Origin of the sequence: Vibrio iocasae (assembly GCF_042245395.1) — a bacterium.
Taxonomy (GTDB): domain Bacteria; phylum Pseudomonadota; class Gammaproteobacteria; order Enterobacterales; family Vibrionaceae; genus Vibrio; species Vibrio iocasae.
In genome coordinates this window covers 1300976-1321121 of sequence record NZ_CP145311.1, presented here as the reverse complement: position 1 = coordinate 1321121, position 20146 = coordinate 1300976, and the positions used below count along the sequence as shown (strand labels likewise).

Genomic DNA, 20146 nt, shown 5'->3' with positions numbered 1-20146 from the left:
AGTTAGGGCGCGTTATGAATATGGATTTTCACAACAAGTTGGTCATCGAAACTAACAAGCAAGATTGGATAGCGAGTCCGGCTAAAGGAGTCTGGAGAAAGCCCCTTGAACGTGAAGCGGCTGAGTCCGGACACACCACCAGTATAGTTCGATATGATGCAGGCTCAAAGTTCGCAAGTCATCCTCATCCGCGAGGTGAAGAGATTTATGTACTGGAGGGCGTATTTTCAGACGAAAACGGAGACTATCCAGAAGGCACTTACATTCGAAACCCGCCTGGCAGTTCGCATGCTCCGTTTAGTGAAAAAGGTTGCGTTCTCTTTGTGAAGCTAAACCAATTTGATGCGAATGACACTACGCAGGTTAGAGTCAACACATCAATAACTCACTGGCAACCAGGTATAGGAAACCTGGAAGTTATGCCACTCCACGATTTTGAACATGAACATGTTGCTCTCGTAAAATGGCCTGAGGGAGAACAGTTTCAACCACATGCCCACTTTGGTGGTGAAGAGATCCTTGTTCTTTCAGGAAATTTCAGTGATGAATTCGGAGTCTACCCCAAAGGAACCTGGTTACGCAGCCCCCATATGAGTCGTCACTCACCATTCGTAAAAGACGAAACGATAATTCTGGTAAAAACAGGTCACTTACCCGTCGATTAATGACATTAAACATTTGATTTATCAATAAATACCAAGATCATAATTTACAGAACAACTGATTGTAATACGCTCGGCTCAAGCGTATATTGCACGAAATATGTGCAATATAATAAGAGCAACAAAATGAAAGCACGTGGCTTTACTTTAATAGAGATGGTGGTTGTTATTGTCGTTCTTGGGATTCTCGCTGTTACGGCCGCTCCCAAGTTCCTCAACCTGCAAGATGATTCTAATGAAGTGGTGATAAAAGGGGTAAAAGGCGCTGCTGTCTCTGGTGTATCACTGTTTCACTCTCGATGGTTACTCGATGGAGAACCCGTACCGACCACGAGTTGGGGTGACAAGATATCCGAACTACATTACAACAAGTTTGGTTATCCACGTATCATTGGAAGCCTTCAAGAGTGCGATACCATCCTAAAAAATCTGATAAACAATCAAGACTATGGCGAAGAGGATTACTCTTATAGCATTGCCGGTTCCGGAGAAGGTAATCAGTGTATCTACACGTTTTTAAAAGCTTCCTACGAAATGCGTTATGTAGAGCAGACCGGAGAAATAACGCTAAGCAAAACTTAACGAACAGGAACTGCTCTACTCTATCATCGGACTACCGACCAATTATTTCTATTAACGTTAATTGAAGCGTTGGTCGGCAGAGCCAAGCACTGCATCTAGCACTTCACCATTGTGGCTACCTTCAATGCAAGCCGCGTAATAGCTAGCGACATCGCTGGCTGGAATGCCTGAACGGCTATCTATGCCCCACTGATCCATGGTTTCCTTTACCATAGCAGGGCTTACCGCATTGATTCTCTTCCCGTCAACTAGCTCTGTTGCAGCAGAACCAACAAATGCATTTATCGCTGCCACACCCATAGCAATAGCAGATGTTTGAGGCATGGGATGATTAGACGCCTGGCCTGACGTAAGCGTTACCGAACCACCGTCGTTCAAGTACTCCAGCCCGATGCGAGCCAGATTCACCTGCCCCATCACTTTATTGTTAAGCACTGTACGATAACCGGATTCAGGCATATCTTTCAAAGTGCCTAGCTCTCCATTTCCAACCATGCTAACAATCGCATCTACTTTTCCTACTTTTTCATACATGGCTCGAATAGAAGCTATATCCTCTATATCAATCCTATACTCACCATTGCTATAACCCACAGCAATGACATCGTGATTCTCTTGTAAACGGCTTACCACTGCTCGACCAATCGTACCATTGGCGCCAATAGCGATTACTTTCATGTCTTCTCCTTATTAGGGTCTGTTGACCTTAGTATTCTGTGCGTTCTAACCAGTTCAACATGGTGGACGCTAATTGTTCAGATTGATCTTCTTGTAAAAAATGAGAGGCATTTTCGACTGTTAAATGAGGCTGCCCTTTTGCTCCTGTGAAATTAGACTGGAATTTTCTGTCATACCCCTGGTCGGCTAAGAACGGGTCTTTATCACTGAACAAGGTAAGTACAGGCTTATCCCACTTCTTCAGTTTGTTCCAATCGGAATTCACATCATCCAACTCGGAGGCCACAATTTCAGGCATTTTTCTGGGTGCAGCGAAATATTCAGACGTCGGGAATGGCGCATCATAAGCACGCATTTCTTCTTCAGTTAACTCTGCTGTCGTGAGTGTTTGAATTATCCGGCCGATTTCAGGTACTTCTGAATGTTTGAAATAACCGGCCCAGTTACCGTAGTTGATGTTTGAAGCAAACTTATCCAGGCTAGGCTTACCCGCAATCGAAGACATCAACTTCAATATTTTGGGAACTAAGAACTTCTCTAGCCCTTTCATCTCCGCTAACGCAGTGTTCGCAACAACGAGCCTTTCTAACCATTCAGGTTGCTGAGCTAAAACCCTTAGCCCGATCATGCCACCCCAATCCTGCATAAATGCGGCTGCATTTTTGATATTCAGCTGTCTGACAAAATCCGATATCCAGCGAACATGGTTCCCATAGGTATGGGTGTCACTTGAAACAGGTTTGTCTGATTTACCAAAACCGATTAAGTCTGGTGCAATTACCCGATACCCAGCATCTACTAGCAGTGGCACCATGTGTCGGTATAGATAACTCCAAGAAGGCTGGCCATGCAGCAGGAATATGACTTTGTCGTCTTTGTTGCCCTCATCGAGGTAATGCATGCGCATTCCCTCCACTTCTATATAGTTTGCGGCAAATGGATAGTCCTTTAGGCCTTCGAATGCACTATCTGGTGTTCTAAGAACTTCGTGGCTCATCGTTAAATCCTCATCGTTCAAATAAATTGACCACCCGTGACACATCGCTGCCTATAAGGGTTGCCTTTGATGAAACTCACTTTAAGTGAAAAACACGCTCTAAAAAAGCATAGCTTTTCGTTCATCTTGGTCATATTATTAGACCATGATTGCATTAGAACACTTGCACGTAATAGACGTGATACATAAAGAAGGCAGCTTCCGCAAAGCAAGCGAAAAACTGTTCAAAGCTCGCTCAGCGGTTTCCTATTCGGTTAAGCAGGTAGAAGAGTACTACCAAGTTGAAGTGTTTAATCGCGAAAGCTATCGACCCGAACTTACCCGGAACGGCAAAATTCTGCTCAACAAAATTCAGCACCTTCTTAATGAAGCAAATGAGTTTGATATATTTGCTAAGCAGATGAATAGTGAAATAGAAACCGAGTTTAGGCTCAGTATTAGTGCAATCTTCCCCATCGAAAAAGTCAGTCTGTTACTACATCAGTTAAAACAGGAATTTCCCAAAACCATTGTTCATCTAAATATTGAAACAGCGTCCGGAGAACGAATGTTGCTCGATGATGTTGTTGACCTGGGTATCTACGCAGGACTGCAACAGGATGATAATGTTCAGTATCGTCATATAGAACATTGTGTTCTGCCCATTTTTATTTCTGATAAGTTCCCTATTGCCGACAAGAAGAGCATTAGCCAATCTGAACTGCTGCAGTATCCACAAATTGTCGTTAGGTCTTCTTACAAAAGTAGTAAAGATACCGGCATTCTTAAAGACGGCCTGCAATGGTATGTTTCTGACCACAACACCAAAAAGTTTTTGATTAATAGTGGCTTAGGTTGGGGAAGACTCCCGCTACACGAAGTAGCACATGAAGTTAAGAACAAACAGCTTATTCAGCTCACTAACCAGGAAACCATGGAAGTTCCCATCTATGTTGCCAAGCTTAAAAATAAAGTATTAGGGCCTGTAGGGATGATGATTTGGGACTTTTTCTCGGAAACCTTGGGAAATGGCGGTTCAGAGTAGGTAAAGAAAAAACAACAACGGGCATTAATGTGGTCTATTCTAAGTAGATAGAAGTAACAAAACACTCAATAGGTATCGATGAAGTATGCATTAAGGATTCGTTTTATTGTCGCGTTTGTTGTCGCACTTTTGTCCGTGATTGCAGTGGCCATAATCGAGTATCAACACTCCCAGCAAATTAAGTTCTCTCAGGATCAAATTCTTAGAGCCGCACAAAGAGAATTGCTCGTTATTCGATCTCATTTGGAAGCAGACATATACTCCGATATCTTCTTTGCTAACAGTCTTTCCACCATCATCAGTGTCACTCCTGATTCATCTCAAAAACAGTGGCACGATGCTGCAAAGGATCTATTCAATAAGTCTAATCACTTGAGAAATATAGGATTAGCACCTGACGATGTGATTCAGTTTGTTTACCCCTTAAAAGGGAATGAAGCTGCGCTAGGATTAGATTTCCGAACGATTCCCGCTCAATGGAAAACCGTGCAAAAAGCGCGGGAACAAGAAGCCATTTTTATCGCGGGCCCTGTAAATCTGGTACAGGGCGGAATCGGGCTAATTGCACGCACACCTATCTTCACCGACCCTCCTTTTAACAAGGAATATTGGGGAACCTGCAGTGTTGTACTCGACATCGAAAGCCTGTTTGCTGCTGCTGGTATTTACGAGACCGAAAAGCGTTACGATTTTGCTATTAGAGGCAAGGACGGTATGGGGTCTCAGGGTGAAGTTTTCTGGGGCAAAGCCTCTGTTTTTGATTCTATATATGCAAGTGAAACGGTGGTGCTTCCTTCTGGAGCATGGGAAATGGGCATCTCTCTTGAATCGCTTTATGAACAGATCCCGTATTACGAAAAACACGCTTCCAGAATCATCGGCTACACCATCACTGTATTTATCCTGCTCTCACTGATAGTCGTTTACTACTTTTACCACAAAGCTCATGATCGCTCGATGCATGATGATCTTACACTTCTACCTAACAGACGTTACTTCATCTACACCCTGGAACAGATGGTTGAAAATGCGCGGAAAAAGGACGGTGACTTCACTCTGCTTAATATTGACCTTGATGATTTCAAGTCCATAAATGATACCTATGGCCATGCAGTTGGCGATAAGGTTCTGGTTGAAACCGCAGCCAGAATTAAAGGTGCACTGCGTACATCAGACATCGTTGCCCGTATGGGTGGTGACGAGTTCCTGGTTATCCTGCCTCGGTTATCTAAAGACGATGATATTAACGGTGTTATACAAAGTGTGCGCGAGTCTGTAAGCGGGCAGCCGTGCCAATTTGGTGATAAAAGAATCTTTAGTGAAGTAAGCATAGGCCATGCTGTCTACGACGATCCAAAACTCTCAGCAGATGGACTTCTCTCTCGCGCAGACAGCGATATGTACCGTGAAAAAAGAGCAAAACCCGATTAATGGTTTCAATAAAATCGACGAATTATGTAGAAAAATTACAACACTTCCTCTAATTAAGAATGTTTTTGCAACAATTAAGTTCACTCAAGCATTCTAATTAGAGACCTTCAGATTTGCTAACCTGTCAATAAACAATAATAAACATAAGGGCATTCCGCCCAAGCCTAACACTGACAGGATAACGTGATGCAAAAGCAGGACCTTTACCAAGATTTTATTAGCAAAGCTGCTGAATTTATACCCGAAAAACGAATCATTACTGACTACCTCCGTAAACTTGCGTACGGCACAGATGCGAGCTTCTACCGATTAGTTCCACAAGTTATTGTACAAGTCGCGAATGAAAACGAGATCATTCGCCTAATGACCCTAGCCAGCGAGATGAAACTTCCGATCACCTTCAGAGGTTCGGGTACCAGCCTTTCGGGTCAGACGATTACCGATTCTATTCTTCTTTCCCTTACCCCTGACTGGAAAGACTACGAAATTCTGGAAGGTGGTAAAAAGATCCGTATGCAAAGTGGCGTACTGGGCGGCGATGCTAACCGCTATCTATCCCCTTTTGATTATCAACTTGCGCCAATGCCCGCTTCCATTGATGCCGCATCCATAGGCGGTATCGCCGTCAACAATGCTGCGGGTATGAACTCAATGGACACCTATGGTGCGATGGACTCAGCACGCATTGTATTTCTGGACGGTACTGTTCTTGATACCGGCTCTGAATCAAGTCGCGACGCATTCAAGAAAAGTCATGCAACCATGATTGCTGACATTGAAGCGCTATCAAATGACTTACGCAGCAATAAAGAGCTGAGCCAGAGAATCTTACGTAAGTACGAAATTAAAAACACCACAGGTTATGGTCTGCGTTCACTACTTGAGTGGGACGACCCAATCGACATGATCGCACACCTGATGATTGGTTCTGAAGGCACGTTAGGCTTCATCTCCGAGATTACTCACAACACTATTCGTAAGTACCCTTTGAAAGCCTCTGCTTTCATCGTTTTCCCGGATATCCGTACTGCAAGTGTGGCCGTTACCCGCTTCAAACTGAACAAAACACCTGTATCTGCCGCAGAGATGATCGACTACTTCGCAATGAAGGCCGTTCAACATATGGATGGTGTACCTGATTACATCGCTGATGTTCCTGAAGGTGCGACGGCTATTCTGGTACAGGCTGAAGCGGATGAGCAGGAAGAGCTAGAAAACCACATCGATCAAATCTTATCTGAGATAGACGATCTTGAACTTGTCGTTCCGGCAACCTTTACCGACAAGCCAGAGGAGTACGGTGCCTACTGGAACATTCGTAAAGGTATTTTCCCAGCAGTTGGTGCAACACGCCCTAAAGGGACAACTGCACTTATTGAAGATGTCGCCTTCCCTATTGAAACTCTTGCTGATGCGCTATCTGACCTGCAAAAGCTGATGCAGGACTACGGTTATGATGATGGGGTCATCTACGGCCATGCTTTGGATGGTAACCTTCACTTTATCTTCTCTCAGGGTTTTGGTAGTTCTGAAGAGATAGATCGATACGAACGCTTTATCGATGAAGTGTGTGACACTGTGGTTGATAAGTACGACGGCTCTCTGAAAGCAGAGCACGGAACAGGCCGAAACATGGCGCCTTACGTGCGCAAAGAGTGGGGTGATAAAGCCTACGAGGCGATGCTGAGAATCAAAGAGATTTTCGATCCTGAGTGCATCTTAAATCCGGATGTAATGATTACCGACAATCCGAAGCTTCACATCAGCAACCTGAAGCCAATGGAAGCGGTCAGCGACATTGTCGACCAGTGTATTGAGTGTGGTTTCTGTGAGCGTATGTGTCCTTCGCGCAACCTGACGCTAAGCCCGAGACAGCGTATCATCGGTAAGCGAGAGCTGGCTCTGTTAGATGGTGAAAACCATGATGCATTCGCAGATGAATACGACTACATGGCCATTGATACTTGTGCGGGTTGTGGTCTTTGTTCGACTGTTTGTCCGGTAGGAATTAACACTGGTGATCTTGTTCGACAGCTGCGTCACGATCGTCATGCCGACAAAGAAAATGTTGCAGAATGGGTAGCGAATAACTTTGGTACCGTTTCTGGTGCAGCAAAAGCCGCATTTAGCGTTGCTAACCTGAGCCACGGAGTGCTGGGTACGAAAGCGATGGGCGCAGTTACACGTACAGCACGTAAGATTTCTGGTAACAAAATAGGTTACTGGAGTCCGAAAATGCCAACGGCAGCGCCTAAGATTATTGTTTCTGAAAAACAGAACAGTGCCGCCTCGGCATCTGATAACAAGCTAAAAGTCGTTTATCTTCCGAGTTGTTCCAGCCGAACTATGGGCCCGGCTCGCGGAGCCGAAGAGCAGACATCCCTTGTGGACAAAACAGAGAGCTTACTGCGCAAAGCTGGCTTTGAAGTTATCTACCCTCAGGGACTTAAAGAACAGTGTTGTGGTATGCCATTTAAGAGCAAGGGCATGTTTAATCAGGCTGAAGCGAAAGCCATTGATACCGTGAGAATGCTGCTGGAAGCAACGAACAACGGAGAAATCCCAGTTTACTGTGACACCAGTCCTTGCGCCTCTCAGTTGAAAGATCATCTGGATGCACGCCTTAAACTGTTTGAACCAGTCGAGTTCATCCATACACATATGATGGATAAATTAGACTTTAATCCGACAGATGAGAAAGTTGCGCTGCACATCACCTGCTCTGCTCGACGTATGGGATTGGAGCAAAAAATTACCGACGTCATGAAAGCGTGTAGCACAAATGTCGTTGTGCCAGACCAGATCACCTGTTGTGGTTTTGCGGGAGATAAAGGCTTTACGACACCAGAGCTTAACGAATCGGCTCTAAGTACGTTGGCAACCCAGGTTGAAGGTTGTAACAGTGGTTATTCCACCAGCCGAACCTGTGAAATCGGGTTAAGCCACCATTCAGGTATCGACTATCAGTCTATTGTTTACCTAGTGGACGACTGTACGAAGGCTAAAGCCGGAAACAGATAAAAGTTACAGCTTAATTTTCTGAATGGTCAAAGCCCTCACCATATAATGTGAGGGCTTTTTTTCAGCTGTCATCCTGTCTACGCAATTTTTCTATACAACTAATCAGTATGCGGTAAGATCCGCTTTCTCTTCAGTCAGCTCTAAAGCATTCAGTAGACTAGTCAGAAGACTGGAGGCCCCAAAGCGATAATGATTCTTATCAGCCCACCCTGCACCTAGAATATCATCAGCCATTAAGAGATACTCGGCTGCATCTTCTGCACTACGAACACCGCCGGCTGGTTTAAAGCCGACGGTATCCGACACACCCATATCACGAATCACTTCCAGCATCATTCGTGCATATTCAGGAGTAGCATTCACTTTCACTTTTCCTGTAGAGGTTTTGATAAAATCAGCACCACCTTGAATGGATAACTCAGAAGCTCGCTTAATCAGTGATTCTGTCTTCAACTCACCTGTTTCAATGATGACCTTAAGTAAGATGTCACCACAAGCCGCCTTACATTGTTGAACCAGTTCTAAGCCAACCTGTTCATTCCCGGCCATAAGTGCTCGATAAGGGAAAACAACATCGACTTCATCTGCACCATAAGCGATAGCGGCTTTAGTTTCCGCTACTGCGATTTCTATGTCGTCATTTCCGTGCGGAAAATTTGTGACTGTCGCGATGCGTACATCTGATGTACCTTGTTGCGATAGTACCTTCCTCGCGGCAGGTATGAAGCGTGGATAGATACAAATTGCAGCAGTGTTACCTACCTCTGTCTTTGCGGAATGACATAACTGAGCAACTTTCTGCTCTGTATCGTCATCATTAAGGGTGGTTAGATCCATCAGCTTGAGCGCTCTTAAAGCGGCTGATTTTAGATCACTCATATTTATCTCCTGAAGCTCTGCTTAGTTTCTGAAATAACACCTCAGCACGTTGAACCTTAATGGTTAGAACTGAAGGTATTTGATAGCGATGTGGCTAAAATAGACAGATTTTGCCAAGAGAAAAAGAGTGATTCAGATAAGGATATTTTCCAGTAGGAAAAAATGCTCTATTTTATCCATTGTTTCAGCGCACGATCCCAATACGGTGGGCAGCCGATATAGTCTTTAAGAAATTCGACTATGATGCTCAATCTGAGCGGCAAGTGTTTTTTTCTTGGGTAAACAGCATATGCAGGAAGAGTCATTGTAGTCTTCCATTCCGGTAAAAGTTGTATAAGTTTGCCTTTTTCAAACTCATCAGTCAGCAGATAAGTTGCTATGTATCCTATCCCATGCCCAGCTATAACAGCATCTCTGACTGCTTCACTTAGGTCTACTTTGTAGTTTCCACTGGCTTGGATTTCTATCTGATCGTTACCATGCCTAAATGACCAACTCGAATAACTGCGAGTTTTACTTTGGTAAATCACGCAGTTGTGGTTGCGCAAATCATTTGGATGTTCGGGTTTTGAATGTGAATTAAGATATTCCGGAGAGGCGCAAACCACAAATCTTGTATCAGCGATGCGCTGAGCAATATATCCTTCCGAAATACTTTCATGCGTTGTAATCCAGAGGTCTACTTCTTCTTCAAGCATGTCTACTTTATGGTCACATAAGGTCACCTCTAGGTATAACTGAGGATATTTTTCCTGAAGCTTATCCAAAACGGGAATAACATGCAACGCTCCAAACGACCGAGACATCGCGAGTTTAACTGTCCCTGATATCTCTCCTCTGGCATCCTTCATTTCGGCTTCTGCGTTCCGGATAGATTCATAAATCTTCGCACAATGGTTTGCGAATCGCTTACCTTCTTCTGTCAGTTTCAGAGTCCGAGTCGTTCTCTGAACCAACTGAACACTGAGCTCTGCTTCGAGAATATTGAGCTGTTTACTAACATGAGAAGTGGATACACCCAGCTTTTCCGCAGCTTTGGTAAAACTCCCCTCTGTTTCCAGTATATGAAAAATTACCATCTGGCTGGCTAACTGCTGCATGTTTTTTTCATCCTATGTTCAGTCATTAATCGTATTTTAAACACGTCAATTACCTGATTTCCTCTTCAAATCGCTTTTTCACAAATTCGATAAACGTTCTTAGACGTATCGGCTGATATTTATCCTTATGATATATCGCGGAGAATAGAACTTTTGGTATTTCCCAGTCAGGTAGAATCCGAGTGAGCTTTCCTTTCTTTACATCATCACTGCAGTACATTAAGGGAACACGAATAATCCCATTCCCTGACAACGCGCCAGTAACCAATGCATGGCCATTTTTGCATACGAGTTGGCCATCAACATTGACATCAGAATGCTCACTGTTATCTGCTACGTATTGGAAACTCCATCTCTTCACAGAACCAGTCAGGCAACGGTGCTGGCTCAGCTCTTTCGGATGTTCCGGGTTTCCGTATTTTTGAATATATTCAGGACTGGCCAGAGTAACGATTTCAATATCCATTAATCTCTTAGCAACAAAGCCTGAGTCTTCTAACTCGCCCATTCGAAAGGCAATATCAAACTCATCTTGAATAAGATCCACCCGGTGACTGCTAAAATCGAGGCTAATCTGAACCAGAGGATACAGAGACATAAAATCAGCCACATAACGAGAGATGATTTCCTCGCCTATATAGCCACCAACACAGTTTATACGAATCAGTCCCCTAACCTCTTCGGTATCATCCACTGCAGCAATAAGCGCCTGATCGATGCCATTCAGCGCCTTCTCACACTGCTTGTAAAACCGCTCTCCTGCAAGGGTAAGACTCAACGTACGAGTGGTTCGGGTAAGTAGGGTCACACCCATTTGAGATTCTAAGCTACTGATCTGACGAGAAACATGGGAACGGGAAACTGAAAGTGCTTCAGCCGCTTTAGTGAAGTTGCCAAGCTGGGCGATAAGTACAAAAGAGCGAATATCGGCAAGGTTGATATTGTTAATCATGGTAAAAGCCAATCTATTAATTATTTCTATATGACAATAATAAAACGGCTGAACCTTAAAGCAATAACCAGAATAGTCTCTATATATCTTTTCTTGAACAGACATACAAAAAGCCCTCGCCTAAATCAAACGAGGGCTTTATGTGTTTTTCGCGGAGGCAGATTAAGCTACTTGTTCTTCTTTTTGTTTTTCGCCTTCAACCTGCTTAAATTCACGGGCAAAGTAAACCAATCCATCTTTGTACTTGGTCACTTCAATGTTATCAATTTCTACGAAAAATACAGTATGGGTACCAACTTCAGCAACGTCAGACACATGACCTTCTAAGCTTGCCAAACAGCCAGAAAGTACAGGAACACCCTTCTCGTTCTTGCTCCATGCCGGGTTTGCAAAACGCTCTTCCATCGTCATATCTGTCATGCCTGCAAAGTCTAAAGACATCTGCTGATGCTCAGCGGCACATACGTTAATACAGACATTGCCGTTGGTTTTCATAATCTCATTTGATGCGCTCTTTCGGTTTACACAAACCATCACTGTTGCTGGTGAATCCGTTACCGAACAAACAGCTGTTGCAGTCAGGCCAATAGTCCCTGCTTCACCGCCAGTTGTAATGATATTTACAGCCGCAGCCAGGTTCGCCATCGCATCTCTGAATAAAGGTTGGTTCGACATTTTGTTATCCCTCACTGTTAATGTGATGTTAATTTTCCACATAACAAACACACTTGAACATAGACGAAAAAATGGAACACTTGCACTTTTCACGAGTCAGTCAAATATCCAAGATCTATTTATATTCATAGCCTAAAGGAACAACCATTGCACTAATCAACGCACCACTTGCACTAATGAAAGAGTGTAATTTTACATAGTTTAAATTTTTTGTGATCAAAGCCTCAAATTAGTTAATAAATAAACAACTTTATGTCTTAACTAACAGGAAAAATTCCCATAACCCTCTATTTTTATTACGTTTAAGTCAAAAATATGTAAACAAAAAACTACTGGCATTTAATTAATATGTTAATTATTATACTTAACATCTTAATTAGTTCGTTTTGCTTTCAACCAAGAATGTAAACAGAAGGTTAATGACAAAGGAAGGTCACTTTATGCTATCGCCAGAACAAATAGAACAAGCTGCGGAACAACTTTATATAGCGGAAAAAGAACGTTGTCAGATCCCTGCCCTCACTCTGAGATATCCAGAAATGGATATGGATGATGCGTACGCTATCCAGAAAAAATGGGTAGAACGCAAAATAGCAGAAGGTGCAGAAGTAAAAGGATATAAGATTGGATTGACGTCCCGCGCGATGCAGATGGCTTCTAACATCGATCAGCCAGACTACGGTGTGCTGCTTGACGATATGTTCTATGAAGATGGCGCGCATATCGTAGCGGACGATTTCCTGGATCCACGCATCGAAGTAGAACTGGCATTTATTCTAAATAAGCCTCTTCAGGGTGAAGACATCACCATCTTTGATGTACTCAACGCAACAGACTACGTGGTGCCAGCGTTAGAACTGATTGCTGCCCGCTGCCATCGTACCGACCCAGAAACAGGCTACACACGCAAAGTTTACGACACTATCTCTGATAACGCGGCCAACGGCGGCATCGTCATGGGCGGGCGCCCTATTAAACCAACGGAACAAGATTTACGTTGGGCCGGAGCCATGCTGTATCTAAACGGCCAGATTGAAGAAACCGGGCTTGCTGCAGGTGTACTTGGTCATCCTGCAAACGGAATTCGCTGGGTATGTAAGCGCTTTGCTCCACACGGAATCGGCCTTGAGCCGGGTCAGGTAATCCTGGCAGGTTCGTTCACACGACCAGTAGCAGTAAAAGCCGGTGACACCATACACGCAGACTTCGGCCCTCTGGGCGGAATCTCAGTGAAGTTTGTATAGGGAACCCAAATATGATGCTGCCTGAGAATAAGTTTAAGAAAGCACTAAAAGGCGATCAGCCACTCTGGGGCTTATGGCTTGGTTTACCTGATAGCACCTGTGCAGAGATCTGTGCAGGCGCAGGATTCGACTGGCTTTTGATCGATGGTGAACATGCCCCGTTTGAGCTAAAAACCACCATGCATCATCTTCACGCAATGGCGCCATACGACGTGTCCCCTATCGTCAGACCTGAAGATGGCAATGTCGCAACCATCAAGCGACTGCTGGATATCGGTGCTCAGACTCTGTTAATCCCGATGGTGAACACAGCGGAAGAAGCAAGAGAACTGGTTAAAGCGGTTCGATATCCACCAGAAGGCATTCGTGGAATGGGCAGCTCTCTAGCCCGTGCTGCGCGCTGGAACAAGGTGCCAGAGTACCTGAAAAAAGCAAACGAAGAGATCTGCCTTCTGGTTCAGGTTGAAACGTTGGAAGCGATGGAAAATCTTGAAGAGATCGTACAGGTTGAGGGTGTAGACGGCGTCTTTATTGGACCATCTGATCTTTCAGGAGCAATGGGACACGTTGGTAACCCTGATCATCCAGAAGTGGCTGCAAAAATCGAATGGGGAATGTCTGTCATTCAAAAATCAGGCAAAGCTTCAGGCATCTTGTCGCTCAATCTGGAAAAAGCACAACACTATGCAGAATCTGGAACTAAGTTCGTTGGCGTTGGCGTCGACACCTTACTTCTACGATTAGGAGCAGAACAGCTGGCAAATAAAGTAAAAAATAAAAGCCAGCAAACTCAGTCAGCATCAAGCGGATATTAACGTCCGTCTCAACAAAAACAATTTATAAGCATTCAGGAAGGATTTCTGATGAATACAAATCAATTAGTAAAAGGGAAACTGGTCTGTGTCGCGCTCAACGACAAAGCACAGCTGGATAACCTGAAAGAAACGTTTAACGAAAAACCTTATCTCAACGCACCGACACAGCCTGTGCTTTACTTTAAAACGCACAATACCTGGGCTGCTGACGATGCTGAGATTGAACTGCCCTCTGATTTTCAGCCTCTTGTGGTTGGGGCAAGTATCGGTGTGGTTATCGGTCAGCGTTGCTGCCGTGTATCAGAAGAGCAAGCACTTGAGTCAGTCAGTGGTTTGACTCTGGTTCATGACTTCTCCCTTCCTGAAACCAGTTATTACCGCCCGGACATCAAAGGCAAGTGTCTTGACGGTTCTGCGCCGATTGCACAAAACGCAGTTCCACTGTCAGACATCTCTTCTGTTGGCGAACTAGCAGTGGAGACCCTAGTGAACGGAACGTCACAACGTAACCTGAAAGTGAGCGACCTTGAAAGAAGCATCGAGCAGTTAATCAGCACGATTTCTCGCATTATGACGCTGGAAGAAGGTGATGTGATTGCAGTTGGCTTCCCTGGCGAGCGAATCCCTCTAAATCCAGGTGACAAAATCAGCTCTAACCTTATTTGCCAAGCAAATAGTCTTCTTACATTAAACAACCAGGTCAAGGGAGAGTAATCATGAAAACAGCACGCGTACTCTTTCAGGAAAAGACTTACGACATCACCATCAACCAAAACAACGAGCTGGTGACAAACGATGGTCAGACTCTCAATGAAAGCGAAGTAACCTGGTTAAGCCCGGTAGAAAGTCCGGGAACCATTTTTGCTCTGGGCCTTAACTACGCCGACCACGCTTCTGAACTGGCGTTCGAACCACCAAAAGAGCCATTGGTATTTATCAAAGGTGCCAATACGCTAACAGGCCACAAAGAGAACTCTTACCGCCCGGATGATATCGAGTTTATGCATTACGAGTGTGAGCTTGTCGCGGTGATCGGTAAAGAAGGCAAAAACATCTCGCGCGAAGAGGCGATGGATTATGTTCAGGGTTACACCATCTGTAATGACTTTGCGATTCGCGACTATCTGGAGAACTACTACCGCCCTAACCTGCGAGTGAAGAGCCGCGACTCACTATGCCCTATCGGCCCATGGATTGTATCTAAAGATGAGTTACCGGATATCAGTAACCTGAAGCTGGAAACCAAAGTGAATGGTGAAGTGACTCAGGAAGGTACAACAGCAGACATGATTTTTGATGTGCCATTCCTAATCGAATATCTAAGTAAGATCATGACCCTGAAGCCAGGGGATTTGATTGCAACAGGTACACCGAAAGGACTGAAAGACATGCAACCAGGTGATGTGGTTCACTGCTCTATCGAAGGTGTCGGTACGCTGGAAACACACATGGTATCTGAACAAGAGTTTTACGGAAAAGATTACTAAAAAGGATGGGATTATGAGTCAGGAACTTCAAAACAATATTGATAAAGCGTCAACCTACCTTGCCCGTTTTAAGGAAAACACGCTGGGTCATTACATCAATGGCGAATGGACACTAGGTAGCGAAGGTGTCACTTTTGAAAACACGTCACCAACGGACAGCCAGTCTCTTGGTCAGGTAGTTAAAGCAACAAAAGAAGATGTGGATACCGCATGTCTTGCTGCACAAGCAGCGCAAAAAGAATGGGCGGCAATGAGCGGCGCGAAGCGTAAAGCCATTCTTCACAAGCTAGCTGACAAAATCGAAGCACGCGCTGAAGAAATCGCTATGGTGGAATCATCAGATTGTGGTCAGCCACTACGCTTTATGCGTCAGGCGGCGGTTCGTGGTGCAGCGAACTTCCGCTTCTTCGCAGATAAAGCACCTGAAGCGCGTAACGGTCTGGCTCTTCAACAAGATCAGCACACCAACTTTACCGTTCGTTCTCCAATCGGCCCTGTCGCTGTCATTACCCCATGGAACACACCTTTCATGCTTTCCACATGGAAGATTGCTCCAGCATTGGCAGCAGGCTGTACTGTGGTTCACAAACCAGCGGAATTCAGCCCACTATCAGCCGCTATCCTTGCAGAATGTGCGCAGGAAGCAGGTCTGCCTCCGGGTGTTTGGAACATGATTAACGGCTTTGGTGAAGTTGCCGGTAAAGAGCTGACTCAGCACGATGCTATCAAAGCAATCGCCTTTGTGGGTGAGACAGTCACTGGCTCAATGATCCAGAAGCAAGCTGCGGACACACTAAAACGTGCGCACTTCGAGCTTGGTGGTAAGAACCCGGTCATCGTATTTGATGATGCGGACTTTGAGCGTTCTCTGGATGCAGTTGTGTTTATGATTTACAGCCTGAATGGTCAGCGCTGTACTAGCTCAAGCCGTCTGCTTATTCAGTCAGGCATCAAAGATAAGTTCATTGCTGCACTGAAAGAGCGCGTTGCAAACATTAAGGTTGGTCACCCACTGGATCCAGAAACCGAAGTTGGCCCGCTGGTACACAAAACTCATTACGAGAAGGTACTAAGCTATGTAACAGCCGCTCAGGAAGATGGCGCGACAGTTGCCGTAGGTGGCAAGAAGATTACCGACCTATACGATGGTAACTTCCTGACTCCGACCCTGTTTACAGAAGCAGACAACACTATGCGTATCGCTCGTGAAGAGATCTTTGGCCCTGTACTGACAGCCATCGAGTTCGAAACTGAAGAGCAAGCAGTTCAAATCGCAAACGACACTGACTACGGCTTAGCGGCATACATCTGGACGACTGACACGGGTCGTTCACTAAGAATGGCACACAGCGTAGAAGCTGGCATGGTTTGGGTTAACTCTGAAAACAACCGTAACCTGCCATCGCCATTTGGTGGTGTGAAGATGTCCGGTATCGGCCGTGATGGTGGTGACTGGAGCTTCGATTTCTATATGGAAACGAAGAACGTTTGTATCGCCTTTGATACGCACAAAGTGCCAGTTTTAGGTAAGTAGATAGTAGAGTGAACCGGGACGTTTTGTTTCCCTTTTGGTCCCGGTTCTTCTTTTTTACCTGTAGAACAAAACAGCTAAGGAAGTGAAATGCCCCATTTGATTGTTGAATACTCTGCCAATATTGAAGATGAACTGGATTTACCAGAGCTACTGAAGACCCTGAACGAAACCGCGGTCTCAACCGGAGTGTTTCCTTTAGGAGGCATTCGTAGCCGTGCAATCCGCTGTGAGCATTTTCGCGTTGCGGAAGGTGATCCGGAAAACGCTTTTATTCATCTGACGACAAAAGTTGGTAGTGGCCGTCCTGAAGAAGTTCTGAAGCAGGCCGGAGATAGCATCTTTGAGGCATTTACTGGCTTTCTGGACCCAATTTTTAACAGGCGTTATCTCAGCATAGGTTTTGAATTAACCGAGCTGCATCCAACGCTGAACTATAAAAAGAACAATATCCACGAGAAGCTGAAAGCGAAGAAATAAGTCGCGGAGCTATGTCATAAGCCAATAGCTAAACGTAGAAATAATCTGATAACTGACAAGGAGAGGCACAATGGGTGAACTTGTTGTTGCTGCAAAAATTACACATGTCCCTACCATGCTGATGTCTGAACAGCCAGGCAAACTTCATGGCTGTCGCCAACATGCCATTGACGGGCATAAAGAGATCGCACAAATCGCGCGTGAGAAGAACGTCGATACTGTCGTTGTTCTGGACACGCACTGGTTGATCAATGCGGGATACCACATCAATGCGAACAGCCATTTCGAAGGTATGTTTACCAGTAATGAATTCCCGCATTTCATTAAAGATCTTCCGTACGCGTACGAAGGCAACCCTCAACTGGGTAACCTGATTGCCGACGTTGCCACTGAAAAAGGCGTATTTACCCTTTCTCATCAGGTGGATTCTCTTGCTCTTGAATACGGTACGCTGGTACCAATGCGTTATATGAATGAAGACAAAGGCTTCAAGGTAGTTTCTGTTGCGGCCCTATGTACAGTTCATAGCCTTGAGTCTTCTCGCAGACTGGGTGAAGCCATCCGCGAAGCAATTGAAGCGAGCGACAGTCGCGTAATGCTTCTGGCATCCGGCTCACTTTCTCACCGCATCTGGCCAAACGAAGAGTACGCTGACAATAACGGTACTTTTACCATCTCTAAAGAGTTTAACCGTCAGATGGACATGCGCGTTCTAGAGATGTGGGAGAACGGTGAAATTGAAACCTTCCTTGAAATCCTGCCTGACTACGCAGAGAAGTGTGACGGTGAGGGCGGCATGCACGACACCGCAATGTTGTTTGGTGCTCTTGGCTGGGATAAATACAAAGGCAAAGGCCGCATCGTAAGCCCATATTTCCCAAGCTCAGGTACAGGTCAGGTTAACGTACTGTTTGAGGTGTAATTATGCTCATCACTGATACCAGTATTGACTGGAAACTGGCTCACCAGATAGTCCTTGCATCAGCAGAATATGCAGAAAGCAATCAGCTCAAGGTCTGCGTATCAGTGCTGGACAAACACGGAAACCCTTTAGCGCAGCTCAGAATAAATGATGCTGCGCTACCCTGCACCGCAATTTCTCAGGATAAGGCATACACAGCGGTTAGCTTTGGCTTCCCAACAGCAAACTGGGAACACCGGCTTTCTGCTAAACCTCACCTTCTTAGCTCTCTTGCCCACCAGCCTAGAATAGTCACCTTTGGTGGTGGCATTCCACTTTTTGTTAATGACGAAGTAGTTGGAGCAATTGGTATCTCCGGTGCCAGCGAAAGAGAAGATATGGCTTGTGCAGAAGCTGGGCTAAAGCGCTTCAATGATCTTGTTGCATCTGTTCAGCGATAGATTATGAGCAGAGACACACTTCTTACCCTGTTTTTAATACTCATGGCGATGGTTAGCCCTGTCGCCCTGAATATTGTCGCACCAATTATGCCGACACTGGCGGAAGAGTTCTCAGCATCCAGCAACGTCATCCAGCTTAGTTTCACACTCTACCTAGCAACACTTGCTATCGGACAACTGTTCGGTGGTCCAATTGCAGACCGATGGGGCAAACGTCCTATCCTTCTGGCGGGATTTGGCCTGCATATTATTGGCGGTGTGGTTGGTATTTTTGCCACCAGCGTCGAGCTGATACTGCTCAGTCGTATCATGCAGGCTGCCGGTGGATGTATTGGGATGATGTTGGCACGCAGCATTCTGGTTGACCTCTACCCTTCTGATAAAGCGGTAGAAAAGCTGAGTTATATCACCATGGGTGTCGCGACATCTCAGGCAATCGCGCCAACCGTTGGCGGCGTTTCAGCCGAAATGTTGGGCTGGCACTCTGTTTTTTATCTGCCAATGCTGATGGCTTTTATCGTCTGGATGGGCGTATTTCTTCAATACCCTTTTTCATTGAAAGAGACCGGAGAAAAAAAGAGACGATCTTTCTTTGGCACCTACAAAACACTGCTGGCTAACAAGCTCTATGTGAACTTGTCAGTATCCAGCACTTTGATCGCCTGCGGCTTTTTCTCTTTCGTTACCTGCGCGCCATTTATTGCGGCAAATGAAATTGGCTACGATCTTACCGCTTACGGATTCTGGTTTCTGTTTGTCGCGCTTGGTTTTATGGCGGGAAGCTTCGTTAGCGCCCGACTCGCTGCACGCTTAACACACTCTTCAATGGTGATAGCCGGTCACAGCTTATCGTTACTGGGCGCACTTATGATGCTGGGTGGAATACTCTTTTCAGAAGTCACTTACGAGTCCCTGTTTCTGACCATGGCTATGTTTACGTTTGGACGAGGCATCAGTCAGCCTCACCTGCAATCACTATCCATTTCAGCGGTACCGGATAATCGCGCATCCGCATCCGGTCTGCTTGGTTTTATCCAATTACTGTTAGGTGCTGCCATGGCTCAGCTTGTTGCTGCATCGGTTGAAAGTTTAGGTGCCACATTGCTGCCTGTTTATCTGGTACTGTTTGGCATCATCTCATTGACACTCTATCTTTATAGTCACTATCAATTAATGAAGCCGGACGAAGATACAGCATTAACAAACAGCTGATAAGTTTAAGGAAG

20 protein-coding genes are annotated in these 20146 nt (G+C 45.2%); 14 read left to right on the top strand and 6 right to left on the bottom strand.

Annotated elements, in window-relative coordinates:
* Positions 1-14: 14 nt before the first annotated feature.
* A complete protein-coding gene (locus tag SNR28_RS15875) occupies positions 15-665 on the top strand; it encodes a cupin domain-containing protein (RefSeq protein WP_375753640.1) in 651 nt (216 codons plus the stop codon).
* 123 nt (positions 666-788) lie between these two features.
* Positions 789-1244, top strand: a complete 456-nt coding sequence (locus SNR28_RS15870) for a prepilin-type N-terminal cleavage/methylation domain-containing protein (protein WP_375753639.1) — start codon at positions 789-791, stop codon at positions 1242-1244.
* 57 nt (positions 1245-1301) lie between these two features.
* On the opposite strand, the gene SNR28_RS15865 is transcribed toward SNR28_RS15870, so the two are convergent.
* A complete protein-coding gene (locus tag SNR28_RS15865; RefSeq protein ID WP_375753638.1) occupies positions 1302-1922 on the bottom strand; it encodes a short chain dehydrogenase in 621 nt (206 codons plus the stop codon).
* A 28-nt stretch (positions 1923-1950) separates the two neighbouring features.
* Positions 1951-2919: a haloalkane dehalogenase gene (locus tag SNR28_RS15860; protein ID WP_375753637.1), complete on the bottom strand. Its 969-nt coding sequence runs from the start codon at positions 2917-2919 to the stop codon at positions 1951-1953.
* Positions 2920-3064: 145 nt separating this feature from the next.
* On the opposite strand from SNR28_RS15860, the gene SNR28_RS15855 reads away from it, so the two are divergent.
* The 3 genes from SNR28_RS15855 (at position 3065) to SNR28_RS15845 (ending at position 8395) form a co-directional block, all read left to right on the top strand.
* Positions 3065-3943, top strand: coding sequence for a LysR family transcriptional regulator (locus SNR28_RS15855; RefSeq protein ID WP_375753636.1), 879 nt, complete (start codon positions 3065-3067; stop codon positions 3941-3943).
* 78 nt (positions 3944-4021) lie between these two features.
* Positions 4022-5374, top strand: coding sequence for a diguanylate cyclase (locus SNR28_RS15850; protein ID WP_375753635.1), 1353 nt, complete (start codon positions 4022-4024; stop codon positions 5372-5374).
* Between the two features lie 186 nt (positions 5375-5560).
* The gene (locus tag SNR28_RS15845; RefSeq protein ID WP_375753634.1) at positions 5561-8395 is read left to right on the top strand and encodes an FAD-linked oxidase C-terminal domain-containing protein; all 2835 of its coding nucleotides are present in this window, start codon (positions 5561-5563) and stop codon (positions 8393-8395) included.
* Between the two features lie 102 nt (positions 8396-8497).
* Here the strand turns inward: SNR28_RS15845 and deoC are convergent, their stop codons facing one another.
* The 4 genes from deoC to hpaC all read right to left on the bottom strand — a co-directional run bounded on the left by deoC (position 8498) and on the right by hpaC (position 12001).
* Positions 8498-9274, bottom strand: coding sequence for a deoxyribose-phosphate aldolase (gene deoC / locus SNR28_RS15840; RefSeq protein WP_375753633.1), 777 nt, complete (start codon positions 9272-9274; stop codon positions 8498-8500).
* 167 nt (positions 9275-9441) lie between these two features.
* The gene (locus SNR28_RS15835) at positions 9442-10374 is read right to left on the bottom strand and encodes a LysR family transcriptional regulator (protein WP_375753632.1); all 933 of its coding nucleotides are present in this window, start codon (positions 10372-10374) and stop codon (positions 9442-9444) included.
* Positions 10375-10423: 49 nt separating this feature from the next.
* A complete protein-coding gene (locus tag SNR28_RS15830) occupies positions 10424-11326 on the bottom strand; it encodes a LysR family transcriptional regulator (protein ID WP_375753631.1) in 903 nt (300 codons plus the stop codon).
* A 162-nt stretch (positions 11327-11488) separates the two neighbouring features.
* The gene (hpaC, locus tag SNR28_RS15825; protein ID WP_375753630.1) at positions 11489-12001 is read right to left on the bottom strand and encodes a 4-hydroxyphenylacetate 3-monooxygenase, reductase component; all 513 of its coding nucleotides are present in this window, start codon (positions 11999-12001) and stop codon (positions 11489-11491) included.
* A gap of 419 nt (positions 12002-12420) precedes the next feature.
* On the opposite strand from hpaC, the gene hpaH reads away from it, so the two are divergent.
* The 9 genes from hpaH (at position 12421) to SNR28_RS15780 (ending at position 20132) form a co-directional block, all read left to right on the top strand.
* Entirely contained in the window at positions 12421-13245 is an 825-nt protein-coding gene (hpaH, locus tag SNR28_RS15820) for a 2-oxo-hept-4-ene-1,7-dioate hydratase (RefSeq protein ID WP_375753629.1), read from the top strand.
* Between the two features lie 11 nt (positions 13246-13256).
* Positions 13257-14060, top strand: coding sequence for a 4-hydroxy-2-oxoheptanedioate aldolase (gene hpaI, locus SNR28_RS15815; protein ID WP_375753628.1), 804 nt, complete (start codon positions 13257-13259; stop codon positions 14058-14060).
* A 48-nt stretch (positions 14061-14108) separates the two neighbouring features.
* Positions 14109-14774 carry a fumarylacetoacetate hydrolase family protein gene (locus SNR28_RS15810; RefSeq protein WP_375753627.1) on the top strand — a complete coding sequence of 222 codons (666 nt, stop codon included), beginning with the start codon at positions 14109-14111 and terminating at the stop codon, positions 14772-14774.
* Positions 14775-14776: 2 nt separating this feature from the next.
* Positions 14777-15547 carry a fumarylacetoacetate hydrolase family protein gene (locus tag SNR28_RS15805; protein WP_375753626.1) on the top strand — a complete coding sequence of 257 codons (771 nt, stop codon included), beginning with the start codon at positions 14777-14779 and terminating at the stop codon, positions 15545-15547.
* Between the two features lie 13 nt (positions 15548-15560).
* Positions 15561-17081: a 5-carboxymethyl-2-hydroxymuconate semialdehyde dehydrogenase gene (gene hpaE / locus SNR28_RS15800; protein ID WP_375753625.1), complete on the top strand. Its 1521-nt coding sequence runs from the start codon at positions 15561-15563 to the stop codon at positions 17079-17081.
* An 87-nt stretch (positions 17082-17168) separates the two neighbouring features.
* Positions 17169-17558 (top strand): 5-carboxymethyl-2-hydroxymuconate Delta-isomerase, encoded by a 390-nt coding sequence (locus tag SNR28_RS15795; protein ID WP_375753624.1) that lies wholly within the window; start codon positions 17169-17171, stop codon positions 17556-17558.
* A 70-nt stretch (positions 17559-17628) separates the two neighbouring features.
* Complete coding sequence (hpaD, locus tag SNR28_RS15790) at positions 17629-18480, top strand: 3,4-dihydroxyphenylacetate 2,3-dioxygenase (protein ID WP_375753623.1); 852 nt, start codon at positions 17629-17631, stop codon at positions 18478-18480.
* Positions 18481-18482: 2 nt separating this feature from the next.
* Entirely contained in the window at positions 18483-18920 is a 438-nt protein-coding gene (locus tag SNR28_RS15785) for a heme-binding protein (RefSeq protein ID WP_375753622.1), read from the top strand.
* A gap of 3 nt (positions 18921-18923) precedes the next feature.
* On the top strand, positions 18924-20132 hold the full coding sequence (locus SNR28_RS15780; protein ID WP_375753621.1) for a multidrug effflux MFS transporter: 1209 nt from the start codon (positions 18924-18926) through the stop codon (positions 20130-20132).
* Positions 20133-20146 lie beyond the last annotated feature (14 nt).

Excerpts from the sequence above, each read along its gene's own strand:
- SNR28_RS15855 (WP_375753636.1), top strand. The coding sequence starts at position 3,065 with ATGATTGCATTAGAACACTTGCACGTAATAGACGTGATACATAAAGAA.
- SNR28_RS15805 (WP_375753626.1), top strand. The coding sequence starts at position 14,777 with ATGAAAACAGCACGCGTACTCTTTCAGGAAAAGACTTACGACATCACC.
- SNR28_RS15845 (WP_375753634.1), top strand. The coding sequence starts at position 5,561 with ATGCAAAAGCAGGACCTTTACCAAGATTTTATTAGCAAAGCTGCTGAA.
- SNR28_RS15865 (WP_375753638.1), bottom strand. The coding sequence starts at position 1,922 with ATGAAAGTAATCGCTATTGGCGCCAATGGTACGATTGGTCGAGCAGTG.
- SNR28_RS15830 (WP_375753631.1), bottom strand. The coding sequence starts at position 11,326 with ATGATTAACAATATCAACCTTGCCGATATTCGCTCTTTTGTACTTATC.
- SNR28_RS15850 (WP_375753635.1), top strand. The coding sequence starts at position 4,022 with ATGAAGTATGCATTAAGGATTCGTTTTATTGTCGCGTTTGTTGTCGCA.
- deoC (WP_375753633.1), bottom strand. The coding sequence starts at position 9,274 with ATGAGTGATCTAAAATCAGCCGCTTTAAGAGCGCTCAAGCTGATGGAT.
- SNR28_RS15795 (WP_375753624.1), top strand. The coding sequence starts at position 17,169 with ATGCCCCATTTGATTGTTGAATACTCTGCCAATATTGAAGATGAACTG.
- hpaD (WP_375753623.1), top strand. The coding sequence starts at position 17,629 with ATGGGTGAACTTGTTGTTGCTGCAAAAATTACACATGTCCCTACCATG.
- SNR28_RS15785 (WP_375753622.1), top strand. The coding sequence starts at position 18,483 with ATGCTCATCACTGATACCAGTATTGACTGGAAACTGGCTCACCAGATA.
- SNR28_RS15835 (WP_375753632.1), bottom strand. The coding sequence starts at position 10,374 with ATGCAGCAGTTAGCCAGCCAGATGGTAATTTTTCATATACTGGAAACA.
- hpaE (WP_375753625.1), top strand. The coding sequence starts at position 15,561 with ATGAGTCAGGAACTTCAAAACAATATTGATAAAGCGTCAACCTACCTT.
- hpaH (WP_375753629.1), top strand. The coding sequence starts at position 12,421 with ATGACAAAGGAAGGTCACTTTATGCTATCGCCAGAACAAATAGAACAA.
- hpaC (WP_375753630.1), bottom strand. The coding sequence starts at position 12,001 with ATGTCGAACCAACCTTTATTCAGAGATGCGATGGCGAACCTGGCTGCG.
- hpaI (WP_375753628.1), top strand. The coding sequence starts at position 13,257 with ATGATGCTGCCTGAGAATAAGTTTAAGAAAGCACTAAAAGGCGATCAG.
- SNR28_RS15810 (WP_375753627.1), top strand. The coding sequence starts at position 14,109 with ATGAATACAAATCAATTAGTAAAAGGGAAACTGGTCTGTGTCGCGCTC.
- SNR28_RS15780 (WP_375753621.1), top strand. The coding sequence starts at position 18,924 with ATGAGCAGAGACACACTTCTTACCCTGTTTTTAATACTCATGGCGATG.
- SNR28_RS15860 (WP_375753637.1), bottom strand. The coding sequence starts at position 2,919 with ATGAGCCACGAAGTTCTTAGAACACCAGATAGTGCATTCGAAGGCCTA.
- SNR28_RS15870 (WP_375753639.1), top strand. The coding sequence starts at position 789 with ATGAAAGCACGTGGCTTTACTTTAATAGAGATGGTGGTTGTTATTGTC.
- SNR28_RS15875 (WP_375753640.1), top strand. The coding sequence starts at position 15 with ATGAATATGGATTTTCACAACAAGTTGGTCATCGAAACTAACAAGCAA.